Genomic DNA, 15,833 nt, shown 5'->3' with positions numbered 1-15,833 from the left:
GGCAATGACGCCCGGTACTGGCGCCACTGCAGGCAATGCGCTGTCGGACATTTTCTATAGTCTGGAGAAGCTCTCGGAACATCCGTTGGCAGAAGCCGTGGTGAACCACCTCAAGGAGTCGGCCTCCATAGACATTCAAGACTTTGAAAGCATCACCGGAAAAGGCGTGAAAGGACGGGCACAAGGCCGGACCTACCTCGCCGGGAACCGGAAACTGCTGGAAGAAAACCATATCGCCATCCCCCCCTCCCTGCAGGAAGAGGCAACCCGACTGACATCGGAAGCACAGACCGTCATCTGGTTTGCCGATGAAGAAAACGTGCTGGCAATAGCCGGAATTACAGACCGGATAAAGGAAACTTCCATCCGTGCCGTCAGCGAGCTGCACGCCGCCGGCATCGAAGTCCACATGCTGACCGGAGACAATGAGGCCACCGCCCGTGAGATTGCCCGCAAAGCAGGCATCGCCCACTACCAGGCCAGTGTATTGCCGCAGGACAAGGCTGCCTTCGTCAGCCGGTTGCAGGCAGAAGGCCGGAAGGTTGCCATGGTGGGCGACGGCATCAACGACAGCGCCGCCCTTGCCCAAGCCGACTTAAGCATCGCCATGGGTGGAGGCAGCGACATCGCCATGGATGTAGCCAAAATGACCATCATCTCTTCCGACCTGACCAAGATACCGGAAGCTCTCTGTCTGTCGCGTCTCACCGTCCGGACCATCCGGCAGAATCTCTTCTGGGCATTTATATATAATATAATAGGTGTACCCATTGCGGCCGGAATACTCTATCCCATCAACGGCTTCCTGCTGAATCCGATGATAGCCGGTGCGGCCATGGCATTCAGCAGTGTCAGTGTGGTGAGCAACAGCCTGCTGCTGAAACGGAAAAGAATACATGAAGGAGAAGAAAACAAAGAAGTTGAACCGCCAACAGAAACAATCATGAAGAAAGAATTCAAAGTAGAAGGCATGATGTGCAACCATTGCCGCATGCATGTAGAGAAAGCATTGAACAGTATGGAAGGCATACACGCCACCGTAACCCTGAACCCTCCGGTAGCCACCGTAGAGTTTTCGGACGGTGAAAAGACGCTCGAAGAACTGCAGAAAGTAGTGACGAAAGAAGCCGGCGACTACACACTGAAGGCATAAGTGTAGAATTCATACGGTTTTCATACAGAAAAGAAGGAGGAAATCAAAGTAAATATCTACCTTTGCGCGCTAATTTACAGATAAAGATATGAACGCAAAAGCCAAAGGATATATTTTAGGTTCCATCGCCGCAGCCTCCTACGGTATGAATCCATTGTTTGCCCTCCCGCTGTACAAAGCCGGCATGGATCCGGACTCGGTACTCTTTTTCAGATACCTTTTTGCCATCCCATTGCTGGGCATTATGATAAAAGCGAGAGGGCGGACATTCAAGATACAACGGAAAGAAACATTTCCGCTCATCATCATGGGATTGCTCGTAGCCCTCTCCTCACTGACGCTTTTTCTGAGTTATAATTATATGGCCGCCGGCATAGCGTCGACACTGCTGTTCGTCTACCCCATCATGGTGGCTCTTATTATGGCTATGGTCTTCAAAGAGAAGCTGGCACTGCAAACCATCGTCTGCATGCTGCTTGCACTGGGAGGCATCGGGCTGCTCTATAAAAGTGAGGACGGCAGTACGCTGAGCCTGATAGGGACACTGCTGGTTTTCGCTTCCTCCCTTTCCTACGCCATATACATCGTGGGCATCAACCAGACGTCATTGAAAAATGTAGCTACACTCAAAGTCACCTTCTATGTCCTTCTCTTCGGCTTATCGCTCTTCGTAGCACGCCTGCTCTATTCCGGAGTGCTGAACACACCGGACCAGTGGTATCTGTGGGGCAATCTGCTTGCACTGGCTGTCTTTCCCACCGCCATATCCTTCCTCTGCACTACCGGCGCCATCCAATATATCGGCTCCACCCCGACCGCTATTCTCGGCGCATTGGAACCCGTGACAGCCATCTTCTTCGGAATAGCCGTCTTTGGAGAAAGTCTGACGTTCAGAGAAAGTTTCGGATTGGTAATGATTATTGTAGCCGTAACATTCGTCATCGCAGGGGGGAACATTACAAGCCATCTGGTTCGTTTCAGAAAACTCTTCCCCAAACTCCCGATAAGAAACAAAAAAAGAAGCTAATCCCATAATCACACCACCAACCATGAAGAAAAGTCTCTACCTGCTTTTACTGCTGCTATTCCCCATCGGTCTGCAAGCCCAATCCGAAGTTATCGTACTCCGTCCGGATGAAGGCAAGACTGGAGTGAACGAAGCCGAATACACCAAAATATTCTTGGCCGGCACCATCGACATGGGCAAAAGCATAGATTGGCAAAAGGCAACCTGCGACTGGTTCCGCGCACGTCCCGAAGGCAAATACCTTCTATACAATCCCCGAAGGGACAAGGGGTTGAGCGGCGAAATGTCCGACTTTGAACATCAAGTGAACTGGGAACTGGAACATCTGGAAAAAGCCGACCTGATAATCATGAATATCCTGGCAAGCAGCAAGTCTCCCATCACCCTGCTGGAAATGGGACTACACATGCGTTCGGGCAAACTGCATGTGATTTGTGAACCCGGTTTCTACCGCTACGACAATGTACGGATTACTTGTAACCGCTATGGTGTTCCGCTATATCACAGCATGGAAGAGTTCCTAAAGACAATGCGTTAGGCAACTATCCTACCACATTCTGCTGCACTTTTCAGTTTTATTCTTTATCTTTGCTGCAAAGCAATATAACAAAACTATATATTATGGCAACCTATAAAAGAATCTTATTGAAACTCAGCGGCGAGAGCCTGATGGGAGAAAAACAATACGGCATCGACGAAAAACGCCTTGCCGAGTATGCAGCGCAAATCAAGGAAATCCACGGATTGGGAGTACAAATAGGCATCGTCATAGGCGGCGGAAACATATTCCGTGGATTGAGCGGTGCCAACAAAGGCTTTGACCGTGTGAAAGGCGACCAAATGGGAATGCTGGCAACAGTCATCAACAGTCTTGCACTCAGTTCGGCTCTGGTAGCTACCGGTGTAAAGGCCCGTGTACTGACTGCCGTGCGCATGGAACCCATCGGCGAATTCTACAATAAATGGCGTGCCATCGAATGCATGGAAGCCGGTGAAGTAGTCATCATGTCCGCCGGAACCGGCAATCCTTTCTTCACCACCGATACCGGCTCCAGCCTGCGTGGTATCGAGATTGAAGCAGACGTCATGCTGAAAGGAACCCGTGTGGACGGTATCTACACCGCCGACCCGGAAAAAGACCCGACAGCCACGAAGTTCCACGACATTACCTACGACGAAGTGCTGAAGCGCGGCCTGAAAGTGATGGACCTTACTGCCACCTGCATGTGCAAGGAGAACAATCTGCCCATCATCGTTTTTGACATGGACACAGTGGGTAATCTGAAAAAAGTGATGCAAGGAGAAGAAATCGGTACATTGGTACACAACTAAATCAAGAATTAAGAATTAAAATATGAAGGTTATTTACTTCTTAATTCTCAATTCTCAATTTAATAATTATATTTGCAAAGTTTCAAATCAAAGCTATTTCAAAACGAAAACAATATGAGAGACGTAAAAGACATCTTAGACGAAGCGCAAGAAAGTATGGACATGGCCATCATGTATCTGGACGAAGCATTGGCTCATATCCGCGCCGGTAAAGCTGATATCCGTTTGTTGGATGGCATCCGCGTAGATTCTTACGGAAGTATGGTTCCGATTAATAATGTAGCAGCCGTAACCACTCCGGATGCACGCAGCATTGCCATTAAGCCGTGGGACAAGAGCATGTTCCGCGTCATTGAAAAAGCCATCATTGACTCCAGCCTTGGCATCATGCCCGAAAATAATGGCGAGATTATCCGTATCGGCATCCCGCCACTGACGGAAGAACGTCGTAAACAGCTTGCCAAGCAATGCAAGGGAGAAGGAGAAACAGCCAAAGTAAGTGTACGCAATGCACGCCGTGATGCCATCGACGCCTTGAAGAAATCCGTAAAAGACGGACTGGCAGAGGATGCCCAGAAAGGCGGCGAAGAAAAACTGCAGAAGATTCACGATAAGTTCATCAAGCGGATTGATGATATGCTGGCTGCAAAGGATAAAGAAATCATGACCGTTTAATGAATTGATAATTGATAATTGACAGTTGATAATTACCATGCGGAATAATACCCGTAGTAATTATCCAACAGTCAATTATCAATTATCAACTATCAACTATCAATTATTTTGAGGGGACTCGTTATAAAAAACACCGGAAGTTGGTACTTGGTACGGACTGACGACGGGAGGGATATTGAATGTAAAATCAAAGGGAACTTCCGTCTGAAAGGCATACGAAGTACCAATCCCGTAGCTGTAGGCGATTATGTAAAAATCATATTGAACCAGGAAGGTACGGCCTTTATCAGCGAGATAGAGGACCGGAAGAATTACATCATCCGCCGCGCCTCCAACCTTTCCAAGCAATCGCACATTCTTGCTGCCAACCTCGACCAGTGCATGCTCATAGTGACGGTGAACTATCCCGAGACCTCCACTACCTTTATAGACCGTTTTCTCGCCTCTGCCGAGGCATACCGTGTTCCCGTCAAGATTATATTCAACAAAGTGGATGCCTACAATGAAGAGGAACTGCACTATCTGGACAGTCTCATCAACCTTTACACCACCATCGGCTATCCTTGTTTCAAGGTTTCTGCCAGAAAAGGGGAAGGCATCGACACTATCGAGAAAGAACTCAAAGGACGCATAACCCTCTTTTCCGGACATTCCGGAGTAGGGAAATCGACACTCATCAAGGCAATACTGCCCGATATAGAGATTAAAACCGGAGAGATATCCACCTATCATAATAAAGGTATGCACACCACTACCTTCTCAGAAATGTTCCCGGTTCCGGGCAACGGATATATCATTGACACTCCGGGCATCAAAGGTTTCGGAACATTCGATATGGAAGAAGAAGAGATAGGCCACTACTTCCCGGAAATATTCAAGGTATCTGCCGACTGCCGTTACGGCAACTGTACCCACCGCCACGAACCCGGATGCGCTGTACGCGAGGCTGTCGAGAAGCACTATATCAGCGAATCCCGTTACGCTTCTTATCTGAACATGCTGGAGGACAAGGAGGAGGGAAAATACCGGGCTGCTTACTGATTTGTCATTTTATCACCTTTCCAATCCACATTCTTACACTTTTTAACTCTTTATCTTTTAAACTATTCTCTTTTCCCGTAGTCTAATCTAAGGCTGATTTTATTACTACTAATACTACAACATGAATAAGAGAGTTAAATGGGGCATCATTATCGTGATTGGTGCCGGACTGATTGGAGGAGGAATCTACTCCCAATTACCTAAAGAGAATGAAGAATTAGCCGCTGCAGACAAGGTGATGACCGGTCAACGTAGCGGTAAGAAAATTCTAAACGTAAACGCAAAAATAATCAAACCGCAACTGCTGAAGGATGAAATACAAATCAGCGGCAGCCTGCTGCCGGATGAGGAAGTGGACCTTTCTTTCGAGACATCCGGCAAAATCATAGAGATAAATTTTGAAGAAGGCAGCTTCGTCAAGAAAGGACAATTACTTGCCAAAGTTAATGACCGGCCGCTGCAAGCACAATTGCAACGCCTCGTCTCCCAATTAAAGTTGGCAGAAGACCGCGTGTTTCGCCAGAACGCCCTGCTGGAAAGGGATGCGGTCAGTAAAGAAGCCTACGAACAAGTAAAGACCGAGCTGGCCACCCTGAATGCCGACATTGACCTGATAGAATCGAACATCGCACAAACTGAGCTGCGTGCTCCTTTCGACGGTGTCATCGGTCTGCGCCAAGTCAGTGTGGGTACTTACGCTTCCCCTACAACCATTGTAGCCAAACTCACCAAGATTTCGCCGTTGAAGGTGGAATTTGCCGTACCCGAGCGGTATGCCAATGACGTAAAGACCGGCGCCGGACTGGACTTCACTCTCGAAGGAAAGCTAAATACCTTCCACGCCACGGTTTATGCACGCGAATCAAAGATAGACCCTACTACCCATACCCTGACAATCCGTGCACTTTATCCCAATGCCAACGGAGCTGTGCTTCCGGGCCGCTATGCCAGCATCAAGCTGAACAAGGATGAAATTCAGGACGCCCTTGCCGTACCGTCCGAAGCCATTGTACCGGAAATGGGAAAAGACAAGATATTCCTCTATAAGTCGGGAAAAGCCCAGCCAGTAGAGATTACTACGGGAATCCGTACGGAAGCGGAAGTACAAGTATTGCAAGGCTTGCAGGCAGGAGATACCATCATCACCTCGGGAACCCTGCAACTCCGTACCGGACTACCGGTAACACTGGACAATATCAATTGACAACTGTCAATTATCAACCGTTAATTATCAATTGTAAAGAATGAATATATCCGAATTAAGTATACGGCGACCGGTACTCTCGACAGTACTTACCCTGATAATCCTGCTGTTTGGCTTCATCGGCTACAATTATCTGGGTGTACGCGAGTACCCGTCTGTAGACAATCCCATCATATCAGTATCCTGCTCCTATCCGGGTGCCAACGCCGATGTCATCGAGAACCAGATAACGGAGCCTCTGGAGCAGAACATCAACGGTATTCCCGGCATACGCTCCCTCTCCAGTGTCAGCCAGCAAGGCTCATCACGCATTACAGTAGAGTTTGAGCTTTCCGTTGACCTGGAAACCGCCGCCAACGACGTACGTGATAAAGTGTCGCGTGCACAACGCTATCTGCCTCGTGACTGTGACCCTCCTACCGTATCAAAAGCCGATGCGGACGCCACCCCTATCCTAATGGTTGCCCTCCAAAGCGACAAACGTTCCCTACTGGAGCTCAGTGAAATAGCCGACCTGACTGTCAAGGAGCAGCTTCAGACTATTTCAGATGTAAGTAGTGTAAGCATCTGGGGAGAAAAGCGCTATTCCATGCGGCTTTGGCTGGACCCCATCAAGATGTCCGGCTATGGAATCACTCCTCTGGATGTAAAGAATGCGGTGGACAACGAAAACGTAGAGCTCCCTTCCGGAAGTATCGAAGGAAACACTACCGAGCTCACCATCCGTACGTTGGGTCTGATGCATACAGCCGAAGAGTTCAACAATCTTATCTTGAAGGAAGACGGTAACCGTATTGTCCGCTTCAGCGACATTGGACGTGCCGAACTGGGACCAGCCGACATCAAAAGTTATATGAAGATGAACGGTGTGCCCATGGTAGGTGTCGTAGTAATTCCGCAGCCAGGTGCCAACCACATTGAAATAGCCAACGCCGTATATGACCGCATGGAGAAGATGAAGAAAGACCTTCCCGAAGATGTTCATTACAACTACGGTTTTGACAATACCAAGTTTATCCGCGCTTCTATCGACGAGGTGAAGCAGACGGTGTATGAGGCCTTTGTACTGGTTATCATCATCATTTTCCTCTTCTTGCGCGATTGGCGTGTGACGCTTGTGCCATGTATTGTAATCCCCGTTTCGCTGATTGGAGCTTTCTTCGTCATGTATCTGGCCGGTTTCTCCATCAATGTGCTCTCCATGCTTGCCGTGGTGCTTGCCGTGGGCTTGGTGGTGGACGACGCCATCGTGATGACGGAGAACATTTATGTCCGCATCGAGAAAGGGATGCCACCGAAAGAAGCCGGCATAGAAGGAGCCAAGGAGATTTTCTTTGCCGTCATCTCCACTACCATTACGCTGGTGGCGGTATTCTTCCCTATTGTATTCATGGACGGTACGACAGGACGACTGTTCCGCGAATTCAGTATCGTGGTCTCCGGTTCGGTGATTATCTCCTCCTTCGCCGCATTGACTTTTACGCCGATGCTTGCCACCAAACTTTTAATCAAAAGGGAACAGCAGAGCTGGTTCTATCGCAAGACCGAACCTTTCTTCGAAGGGATGAACCGGATATACAGCCAGTCACTGGCTGCCTTCCTGAAACGGCGCTGGATTGCCTTGCCCTTCACCATCGTCACCATCCTGCTTATCGGAGTCCTTTGGAATACTATCCCGGCTGAAATGGCGCCATTGGAGGACCGTTCGCAAATCAGTATCAATACAATGGGTGCCGAAGGAGTGACTTACGAATATATCCGCGACTATACCGAAGACATCAATCATCTGGTGGACTCCATTATCCCGGATGCAGAAGCGGTCACGGCGCGTGTGTCCAGTGGTAGCGGTAACGTACGTATCACACTGAAAGACATGAAAGACCGTGACTATACCCAGATGGAGGTTGCCGAAAAGTTGTCGAAGGCAGTGCAGAAAAAGACCATGGCACGCTCTTTCGTACAGCAGTCCTCCTCATTCGGAGGACGGCGCGGCGGTATGCCCGTGCAGTATGTATTGCAGGCAACCAATATCGAGAAATTGCAGGAGGTGCTCCCCAAGTTCATGACGAAGGTCTACGAAAATCCGGTATTCCAGATGGCAGACGTAAACCTGAAGTTCAGCAAGCCTGAAGCGCGCATCAACATCAACCGTGACAAGGCGAGTATCATGGGCGTAAGCACCAAGAACATTGCCCAAACTCTGCAATACGGCTTGAGCGGACAGCGTATGGGCTACTTCTACATGAACGGAAAGCAATACGAGATATTGGGCGAAATCAACCGCCAGCAACGCAACAAGCCCGCCGACCTGAAAGGTATCTATATCCGAAGCGACAACGGGAACATGGTGCAGCTGGACAACCTGATAGAGCTGACCGGCGGTATCGCCCCTCCGAAACTGTACCGTTACAACCGTTTCGTGTCCGCCACCATCTCCGCGGGGCTTGCCGACGGGAAGACCATCGGGCAAGGACTGGACGAAATGGACAAGATTGCCAAGGAGACACTGGACGAGACCTTCCGTACCGCACTGACCGGAGACTCCAAGGAGTATCGCGAAAGCTCCTCCAGTCTGATGTTCGCCTTCATCCTTGCCATCGTGCTGATTTACCTGATTCTGGCCGCCCAGTTCGAGAGCTTCAAAGACCCGCTGATTATCATGCTGACGGTGCCTCTCGCCATTGCCGGCGCGCTGGTATTCATGTATTTCGGAGACATCACGATGAATATATTCAGCCAGATTGGCATCATCATGCTGATTGGTCTGGTAGCAAAGAACGGTATCCTGATTGTGGAGTTCGCCAATCAGAAGCAGGAAGCGGGTGAAGACAAGATGCGAGCCATCAAGGACGCCTCCCTGCAACGTCTGCGCCCCATCCTGATGACGAGTGCCTCCACCATCCTGGGACTGATACCACTGGCATTCGCCACCGGCGAAGGCTGCAACCAGCGCATCGCCATGGGTACTGCCGTCGTAGGCGGCATGCTCATCTCCACACTGCTGACGATGTACATCGTGCCTGCCATATATAGTTATGTATCAACGAACCGAAGTAAACTGAAGACCGAATGAAACGCATTGTTTTAATTTTCATAGCCACTGCCTGCACAGCGCTGGGCCTTTATGCACAGCCTGCGCCTACCTACACCTTGAAGTCCTGCCTGGAGCAGGGATTGCTGAACAACTACTCCCTGCGCATTGTCCGCAATGAAGAGCAGGTCAGCAAGAACAACGCCACACTGGGCAATGCGGGCTACCTGCCCACACTGGACCTCTCCGCCGGCTACAAGGGAACCATAGACAATACCGAGACCAAAGCCCGAGCCACCGGAGAGACAACCAAGGACAACGGAGTGTTTGACCAAACTCTCGATGCAGGCATCAACCTGAACTGGACCATCTTCGACGGTTTCAACATTACCGCCAACTACCAACGGCTCAAGGAGCTGGAACGCCAAGGCGAGACCAATACGCGCATCGCCATCGAGGACCTGATAGCCAACATAGCCGCCGAATACTATAACTATGTGCAGCAAAAAATCCGCTTGAAGAACTTCCGTTATGCCGTATCGCTATCCAAAGAGCGCCTGCGCATTGTGGAAGAGCGTTACCACATCGGTAACTTCTCGCGCCTGGACTACCAGCAGGCCAAAGTGGACTTCAATGCCGACAGTGCCCAATACATGAAACAGCAGGAACTGCTGCACACCTCACGTATCCAGCTGAACGAACTCATGGCAAACAAAGATGTAGACCAGCCGTTTATCATACAAGACAGCCTCATCAACGTGACCGCCTCCCTGAACTTCGAGGAGCTGTGGAACGCCACCCTCACCATCAACGCCTCACTGCTACGTGCCGAACAGAACAATACCCTGGCCCGTCTGGACTACAAGAAAGTCTGCTCGCGCGACTACCCATACGTGAAGATGAACGGCGGATACGGCTACACCCTCAACAAGTATGACATCTCTGCCAACAGCCGCCGCAGCAACCTCGGTCTGAACTTCGGCGTCACGGTCGGCTTCAATCTGTTCGACGGCAACCGGCGCCGCGAACGCAAGAATGCCCGCATTGCCGTGCAGAACGCTCGCCTGGAACGGGAGCAACTGGAGCAGGCCCTGCGCGCCGACCTCAGCAACCTATGGCAGGCCTACCAAAACAACCTGCAAATGCTGAACCTGGAACGCCAGAACCTTGTGGCTGCCAAGGAGAACCACGAGATTGCCATGGAACGATATATGCTGGGCAACCTCTCGGGAATCGAGATGCGCGAAGCCCAAAAGAGTCTGCTGGATGCAGAAGAACGTATTCTCTCCGCAGAATATGATACCAAATTATGTGAAATCTCCCTACTGCAAATCAGTGGAAAAGTAGCGCGCTATATGGAATAAGCAATATAATCCGTACCTTTGCGCCCGATTTATCAGAATTGAAGCATAATGGGATTATTCATCAGAAAGCCATTCGAGGCACTGCAAGCGGAGGCGAATGCCTCCGGAAAGAAAACATTGAAACGTGTACTTGGTCCGTGGAGCCTTGTTGCCCTGGGCGTGGGAGTCATCATCGGAGCGGGTCTATTCTCCATCACCGGAACGGTGGCGGCAGGCTATACGGGACCGGCCATCACACTGTCCTTTGCCATTGCCGCACTGGGATGCTGCTTCGCCGGACTATGTTATGCGGAATTTGCATCCATGATACCCGTAGCCGGCAGCGCATACACCTACTCGTATGCCACGATGGGCGAACTCATCGCCTGGATTATCGGGTGGGACCTGGTATTGGAATACACCGTAGCCGCAACCACGGTAAGCATCAGTTGGAGCCGCTATCTGGTCGTCTTTCTCGAGGGACTGGACATACATCTACCGCAAGTCCTCACCGCCTGTCCCTGGGATGGTGGAGTCGTAAATATCCCCGCCTTCCTTATCGTCGTGCTGATGAGCCTCTTCCTGATACGGGGTACGGAAGGCAGCTCCATCTTCAACGGCTTCATTGTATTCCTGAAGGTTTCCGTCATACTGATTTTTGTCATACTCGGCTGGAAATACATCAATACCGACAACTATACACCTTACATCCCTGCCAATACGGGCGTGCTGGGCGAATATGGCTTCTCCGGCATCCTGCGAGGGGCGGCCATCGTATTCTTCGCCTTCCTCGGGTTCGACGCCGTGAGCACAGCTGCCCAAGAGACGAAGAACCCGAAGCGGAACATGCCTATCGGCATTCTGGTCTCCCTGCTGGTATGCACCGTGCTCTATATGGTTTTTGCCCACGTCATGACGGGAGTGGCACACTACACCGCCTTCAGCGGACAGCAAGGCATTGCTCCCGTTGCCATAGCCATAGAGCACATGGGGCAGGCTGATGCGGCAGGTATCATCCAGCCGGACTATCCCTGGCTGAACCGTGCCATCGTGCTGTCCATTCTGTTCGGATATTGCTCCGTCATCATGGTGACGCTGCTGGGACAGAGCCGCGTATTCCTGAGCATGAGCCACGACGGGCTGCTGCCTCCTTTCTTCTCGCATATCAACGAAAAGTTCCGTACTCCGGCACGCAGCAACCTGCTCTTCATGGTACTTGTGGGCCTGCTGGCAGCTTTTGTACCCGCACGGCTGGCCGGAGAGATGACAAGCATCGGCACGCTGATGGCCTTCACGCTGGTCTGTGCCGCTGTACTGGTAGTACGCAGAACCATGCCTGACGTGCCCCGTTCCTTTAAAACCCCACTTGTTCCACTTATCCCCATACTGGGTATTCTTACTTGCCTTTGCATGATGTTGTTCCTTCCTGCCGATACATGGATACGCCTGGTGCTGTGGATGCTCATCGGTCTGGACATCTACGTGGGCTACGGCATGAAGCACAGTAAGCTGGAGCATGGAGGCGACACCCGCCACGGGCAGGTGACCTTGAACATGATTGGACTTATCCTTGCCGTTCTTTGTGTCATCACCGGACTGTGGCACCAACAGACTGTGGGATGGGGAGAAAGCAAAGTGCTGCTGATTATCTCGTTTGTTTTCGCATTCACGCACTGCGCTTACTATATGTGGAGAATCTGGAGGAGATAATAAGCCCTAAATCTCCTCCTTTAAAGATAAACAATCTTTCATCCAAACTACCCCAGCACCCACTTGGTCCGCTTCCCGAAACAACGGTATGCCATTGCCACCAGAAACCAGGAAGTACAGAAAGCGACGACTGCGGCACAAGGTATCTGAAGATAGATAGGAACATGGATAGCACGCATCAGGACTACGCTCGGTCCGGTAAAGAAATAGTGTATCATATAGACTCCAAAACCACAGAGCGTCAAGTTTGCCAATGCTTTCTTGATGCGCTCCGAACGGAAATTGGCCCGCTTGCAAAGCATAAACACGGGGATGGTCATCATTACTACATTCAGCGAACAGTAGGTGAAGAAGAGTTCGAGCATCTCATCCGTAAAATCCGGCAAGGAGGTCATACGACGGAAACCAAGGAATGTCACGGCATAGCCAATGGCAAACATGGGAATGCCGATGCCACAGAGTTGCCGGCCCGTCCAGTTATGGTTCCTCAGATAATGGCCCAACAATAGGTAGCCGTTAAAACCGGCAAAGTAATACAGCATACCGAACGAGTTCCACGAGCAAGTCCCCCAAAGGTACGGAGCGGCAAACTCGGTATAATAAGGCAGCAGCAGTGTCACTCCCCATGCTGCAAGAAACCATAGTTTGGCACGTTCCGAGGCCTTCTCCACCCATGCCGAGAATATCGGAAGATAGAGATAAAGCCCTATCAGCAGATAGATATACCACATGTGTACATCCAATAGAGAGAAATTAAAAGGCATTTCTGCAATATATCCCAGGCTCACTGCCAGAGACTGGCGCATCACTTCCTCACCCGAATAAGGGAAGAAATCCAGAATCACTTTCGGCTCCACTCCCAGCAGTCCCGTTATCCAGGGGAACAGATTGTAAATCACAGACCAGATGAGGAAAGGAAAGAATACGCGGGGGATACGTTTCTTGTAGAATGCCGAGGCGTCACCCCGTACCGGCAACAGCAATGCACCGGTAATCATTACAAAAAGCGGTACGCAAGGACGGAGCGCCGCACCGTAGACAGCTCCCCAGAACTTGATGTCAACAATGTCGGGCGATGTGCCCGGATAGAAGTTAAAAGGGTCTGTGCAATGGCAGCAAACTACTGTAAACATTGCAACAAGGCGTACCACATCCAGCCATACGATGTGTTGTGCCGGAGTTTGTCGTGTAAGAGTTGGTTCCATGTTTTATTAAATAGGTTGTTTGGAGGGCTAAAGATAAAGAAGTTAACCGAGAAATGAAAAGGAGAATGTAACAAAAATACGATAACAAACGAGTTTCAGTTTTATTCTCCTATAGAGAACAATCTGTTTTATCAAGGCAGAACAGAGTGTTCCAATAGGGAAGAACACTTTGTTCCAACATGAAAGAACAGTTTGTTTCTTCCTATTGAAACAATTTGTTTCAACATAAAGGAACAGTTTGTTTTGCTTGATGAAACAGAGTGTTCTATGCCGCGAAACACTTTGTTTTCCCCTACAAAACAAAAAAGCCGTAACAAGATTTTCTCCGTTACGGCTTTCCTTATATTATGCCTTTCTAAAAGGCTTCTGTTTTACTTGCTGCAATTCCAGGGCTTCAGTTGCTTGAAGAAGTCGTTGCCCTTATCGTCCACCAAGATGAATGCAGGGAAGTTCTCCACCTCAATCTTCCAGATAGCTTCCATACCGAGTTCGGGATATTCCACGCACTCAATGCTCTTGATGTTGTTCTGTGCCAAGATAGCGGCAGGACCACCGATAGAGCCCAAGTAGAAACCGCCATACTTTTGGCAGGCATCTGTCACTTGCTGGCTGCGGTTACCTTTGGCAAGCATAATCATGCTGCCGCCGTGGCTTTGGAAGAGGTCTACATACGGGTCCATACGTCCGGCAGTAGTCGGGCCCATGGAGCCGCAAGCCATGCCTTGAGGAGTCTTGGCAGGACCGGCGTAGTAGATGGGATGGTCTTTGATGTACTGCGGTAGGTCTTCGCCACGGTCCAGACGTTCTTTCAGCTTGGCGTGTGCGATGTCACGGCCTACGATAATGGTTCCATTCAGAGACAAACGGGTGGAAACCGGATACTTGGTCAGTTCCTTCAGAATATCGGCCATCGGCTGATTCAAGTCAATCTTCACCACGTCGCCTTCACCGGCCTTACGGAGTTCTTCGGGAATCAGTTCACCCGGATTGCTGTCGAGCTTTTCAATCCAGATACCTTCTTTATTGATTTTACACTTGATGTTACGGTCGGCAGAGCAGGAAACACCCAGACCCACGGGACAGGACGCACCGTGACGCGGCAGGCGGATGATGCGGATGTCGTGAGCCAGATACTTGCCGCCGAACTGGGCACCGAGGCCAATCTTATGAGCTTCTTCCAGTACCAGCTTCTCCAGTTCCACATCGCGGAAAGCGCGGCCGAACTCATTGCCGGTAGTGGGTAGGTTATCGTAGAAGTGGGTGGAAGCCAGTTTCACAGTCAACAAGTTCTTTTCGGCAGAAGTACCGCCGATAACGAATGCGATGTGATAGGGAGGACAAGCTGCCGTACCCAAAGTCTTGATTTTTGAGATAAGGAAGGGAACCAATGTTTCGGGGTTGAGGATAGCCTTTGTCTCCTGGTAGAGATAAGTCTTGTTGGCAGAGCCACCACCCTTGGTTACGCAGAGGAACTCGTACTCCATACCTTCCGTAGCTTCAATGTCAATCTGTGCGGGGAGGTTGCACTTCGTATTCACCTCATCGTACATGGTGAGGGGAGCGTTCTGAGAATAACGCAGATTCTCTTCGGTATAAGTCTTGTAAACACCCAGTGAGAGAGCTTCTTCGTCACAGTAGCCGGTCCATACCTGCTGTCCCTTCTCACCATGGATGATTGCCGTACCCGTATCCTGGCAGAAAGGAAGTACCCCCTTGGATGCTACCTCGGCATTGCGCAGGAAGGTGAGTGCCACGTATTTATCGTTGTCGCTTGCCTCGGGGTCACTCAGAATCTTAGCAACCTGCTCGTTGTGCGAACGACGCAACATGAACGATACATCACGGAAAGCCGCATTGGCCATTGCCGTCAAACCTTCTTTTTCAATCTTCAAGATAGGTTTTCCTTCAAACTCGCTTACTGACACGTAATCTTTCGTAAGCAGATAATACTCAGTAGTATCTTTTCCCTTCTCGAACATGGGTTGATACTTGAACGGAGGTGTTGTTGCCATAATTACTCGTATATTTAATGTTTAAAAGTGATTCGGGTAGCAAAGGCAGCACAAAACCGCCTTTACCGAGCAAAGGTAAAAACTATTATTGAAATAATTC

Annotated in this window: 12 protein-coding genes; 10 read left to right on the top strand and 2 right to left on the bottom strand. The window is 50.1% G+C overall.

Annotated features, from left to right (window positions below):
• The 10 genes from ABUA47_RS16485 to ABUA47_RS16440 all read left to right on the top strand — a co-directional run.
• On the top strand, nucleotides 1-1,153 hold a 1,153-nt coding region (locus tag ABUA47_RS16485; protein ID WP_349831771.1), incomplete at its 5' end, for a metal-transporting ATPase.
• Nucleotides 1,154-1,241: 88 nt separating this feature from the next.
• Nucleotides 1,242-2,180, top strand: a complete 939-nt coding sequence (locus ABUA47_RS16480; RefSeq protein ID WP_117958612.1) for a DMT family transporter — start codon at nucleotides 1,242-1,244, stop codon at nucleotides 2,178-2,180.
• 22 nt (nucleotides 2,181-2,202) lie between these two features.
• On the top strand, nucleotides 2,203-2,718 hold the full coding sequence (locus ABUA47_RS16475) for a nucleoside 2-deoxyribosyltransferase domain-containing protein (protein WP_117958613.1): 516 nt from the start codon (nucleotides 2,203-2,205) through the stop codon (nucleotides 2,716-2,718).
• 83 nt (nucleotides 2,719-2,801) lie between these two features.
• Nucleotides 2,802-3,512, top strand: coding sequence for a UMP kinase (gene pyrH / locus ABUA47_RS16470; protein ID WP_117958614.1), 711 nt, complete (start codon nucleotides 2,802-2,804; stop codon nucleotides 3,510-3,512).
• Between the two features lie 114 nt (nucleotides 3,513-3,626).
• Nucleotides 3,627-4,187 (top strand): ribosome recycling factor, encoded by a 561-nt coding sequence (gene frr, locus ABUA47_RS16465; RefSeq protein WP_025834253.1) that lies wholly within the window; start codon nucleotides 3,627-3,629, stop codon nucleotides 4,185-4,187.
• Between the two features lie 108 nt (nucleotides 4,188-4,295).
• On the top strand, nucleotides 4,296-5,228 hold the full coding sequence (gene rsgA, locus ABUA47_RS16460; protein ID WP_117958615.1) for a ribosome small subunit-dependent GTPase A: 933 nt from the start codon (nucleotides 4,296-4,298) through the stop codon (nucleotides 5,226-5,228).
• 121 nt (nucleotides 5,229-5,349) lie between these two features.
• A complete protein-coding gene (locus ABUA47_RS16455; protein ID WP_005824248.1) occupies nucleotides 5,350-6,432 on the top strand; it encodes an efflux RND transporter periplasmic adaptor subunit in 1,083 nt (360 codons plus the stop codon).
• Nucleotides 6,433-6,472: 40 nt separating this feature from the next.
• A complete protein-coding gene (locus tag ABUA47_RS16450; RefSeq protein WP_195325714.1) occupies nucleotides 6,473-9,505 on the top strand; it encodes an efflux RND transporter permease subunit in 3,033 nt (1,010 codons plus the stop codon).
• Nucleotides 9,502-10,827 (top strand): TolC family protein, encoded by a 1,326-nt coding sequence (locus ABUA47_RS16445; RefSeq protein WP_005824250.1) that lies wholly within the window; start codon nucleotides 9,502-9,504, stop codon nucleotides 10,825-10,827. Before ABUA47_RS16450 ends, ABUA47_RS16445 begins: the two co-directional genes overlap by 4 nt.
• A gap of 48 nt (nucleotides 10,828-10,875) precedes the next feature.
• Nucleotides 10,876-12,516, top strand: a complete 1,641-nt coding sequence (locus ABUA47_RS16440; RefSeq protein WP_044467866.1) for an amino acid permease — start codon at nucleotides 10,876-10,878, stop codon at nucleotides 12,514-12,516.
• A gap of 47 nt (nucleotides 12,517-12,563) precedes the next feature.
• On the opposite strand, the gene ABUA47_RS16435 is transcribed toward ABUA47_RS16440, so the two are convergent.
• Complete coding sequence (locus tag ABUA47_RS16435; RefSeq protein WP_009037205.1) at nucleotides 12,564-13,721, bottom strand: acyltransferase; 1,158 nt, start codon at nucleotides 13,719-13,721, stop codon at nucleotides 12,564-12,566.
• 371 nt (nucleotides 13,722-14,092) lie between these two features.
• Nucleotides 14,093-15,733: a fumarate hydratase gene (locus tag ABUA47_RS16430; RefSeq protein WP_005824254.1), complete on the bottom strand. Its 1,641-nt coding sequence runs from the start codon at nucleotides 15,731-15,733 to the stop codon at nucleotides 14,093-14,095.
• Nucleotides 15,734-15,833: the final 100 nt, after the last annotated feature.

It is taken from the genome of Bacteroides sp. RTP31139st1_H2_RTP31139_211217, assembly GCF_040227615.1.
In the GTDB taxonomy this organism is placed as follows: domain Bacteria; phylum Bacteroidota; class Bacteroidia; order Bacteroidales; family Bacteroidaceae; genus Bacteroides; species Bacteroides uniformis.
This window is presented reverse-complemented; position numbering and strand designations above follow the sequence as displayed.

Excerpts from the sequence above, each read along its gene's own strand:
- ABUA47_RS16480 (WP_117958612.1), top strand. The coding sequence starts at position 1,242 with ATGAACGCAAAAGCCAAAGGATATATTTTAGGTTCCATCGCCGCAGCC.
- ABUA47_RS16475 (WP_117958613.1), top strand. The coding sequence starts at position 2,203 with ATGAAGAAAAGTCTCTACCTGCTTTTACTGCTGCTATTCCCCATCGGT.
- pyrH (WP_117958614.1), top strand. The coding sequence starts at position 2,802 with ATGGCAACCTATAAAAGAATCTTATTGAAACTCAGCGGCGAGAGCCTG.
- frr (WP_025834253.1), top strand. The coding sequence starts at position 3,627 with ATGAGAGACGTAAAAGACATCTTAGACGAAGCGCAAGAAAGTATGGAC.
- ABUA47_RS16455 (WP_005824248.1), top strand. The coding sequence starts at position 5,350 with ATGAATAAGAGAGTTAAATGGGGCATCATTATCGTGATTGGTGCCGGA.
- ABUA47_RS16450 (WP_195325714.1), top strand. The coding sequence starts at position 6,473 with ATGAATATATCCGAATTAAGTATACGGCGACCGGTACTCTCGACAGTA.
- ABUA47_RS16445 (WP_005824250.1), top strand. The coding sequence starts at position 9,502 with ATGAAACGCATTGTTTTAATTTTCATAGCCACTGCCTGCACAGCGCTG.
- ABUA47_RS16440 (WP_044467866.1), top strand. The coding sequence starts at position 10,876 with ATGGGATTATTCATCAGAAAGCCATTCGAGGCACTGCAAGCGGAGGCG.
- ABUA47_RS16435 (WP_009037205.1), bottom strand. The coding sequence starts at position 13,721 with ATGGAACCAACTCTTACACGACAAACTCCGGCACAACACATCGTATGG.
- ABUA47_RS16430 (WP_005824254.1), bottom strand. The coding sequence starts at position 15,733 with ATGGCAACAACACCTCCGTTCAAGTATCAACCCATGTTCGAGAAGGGA.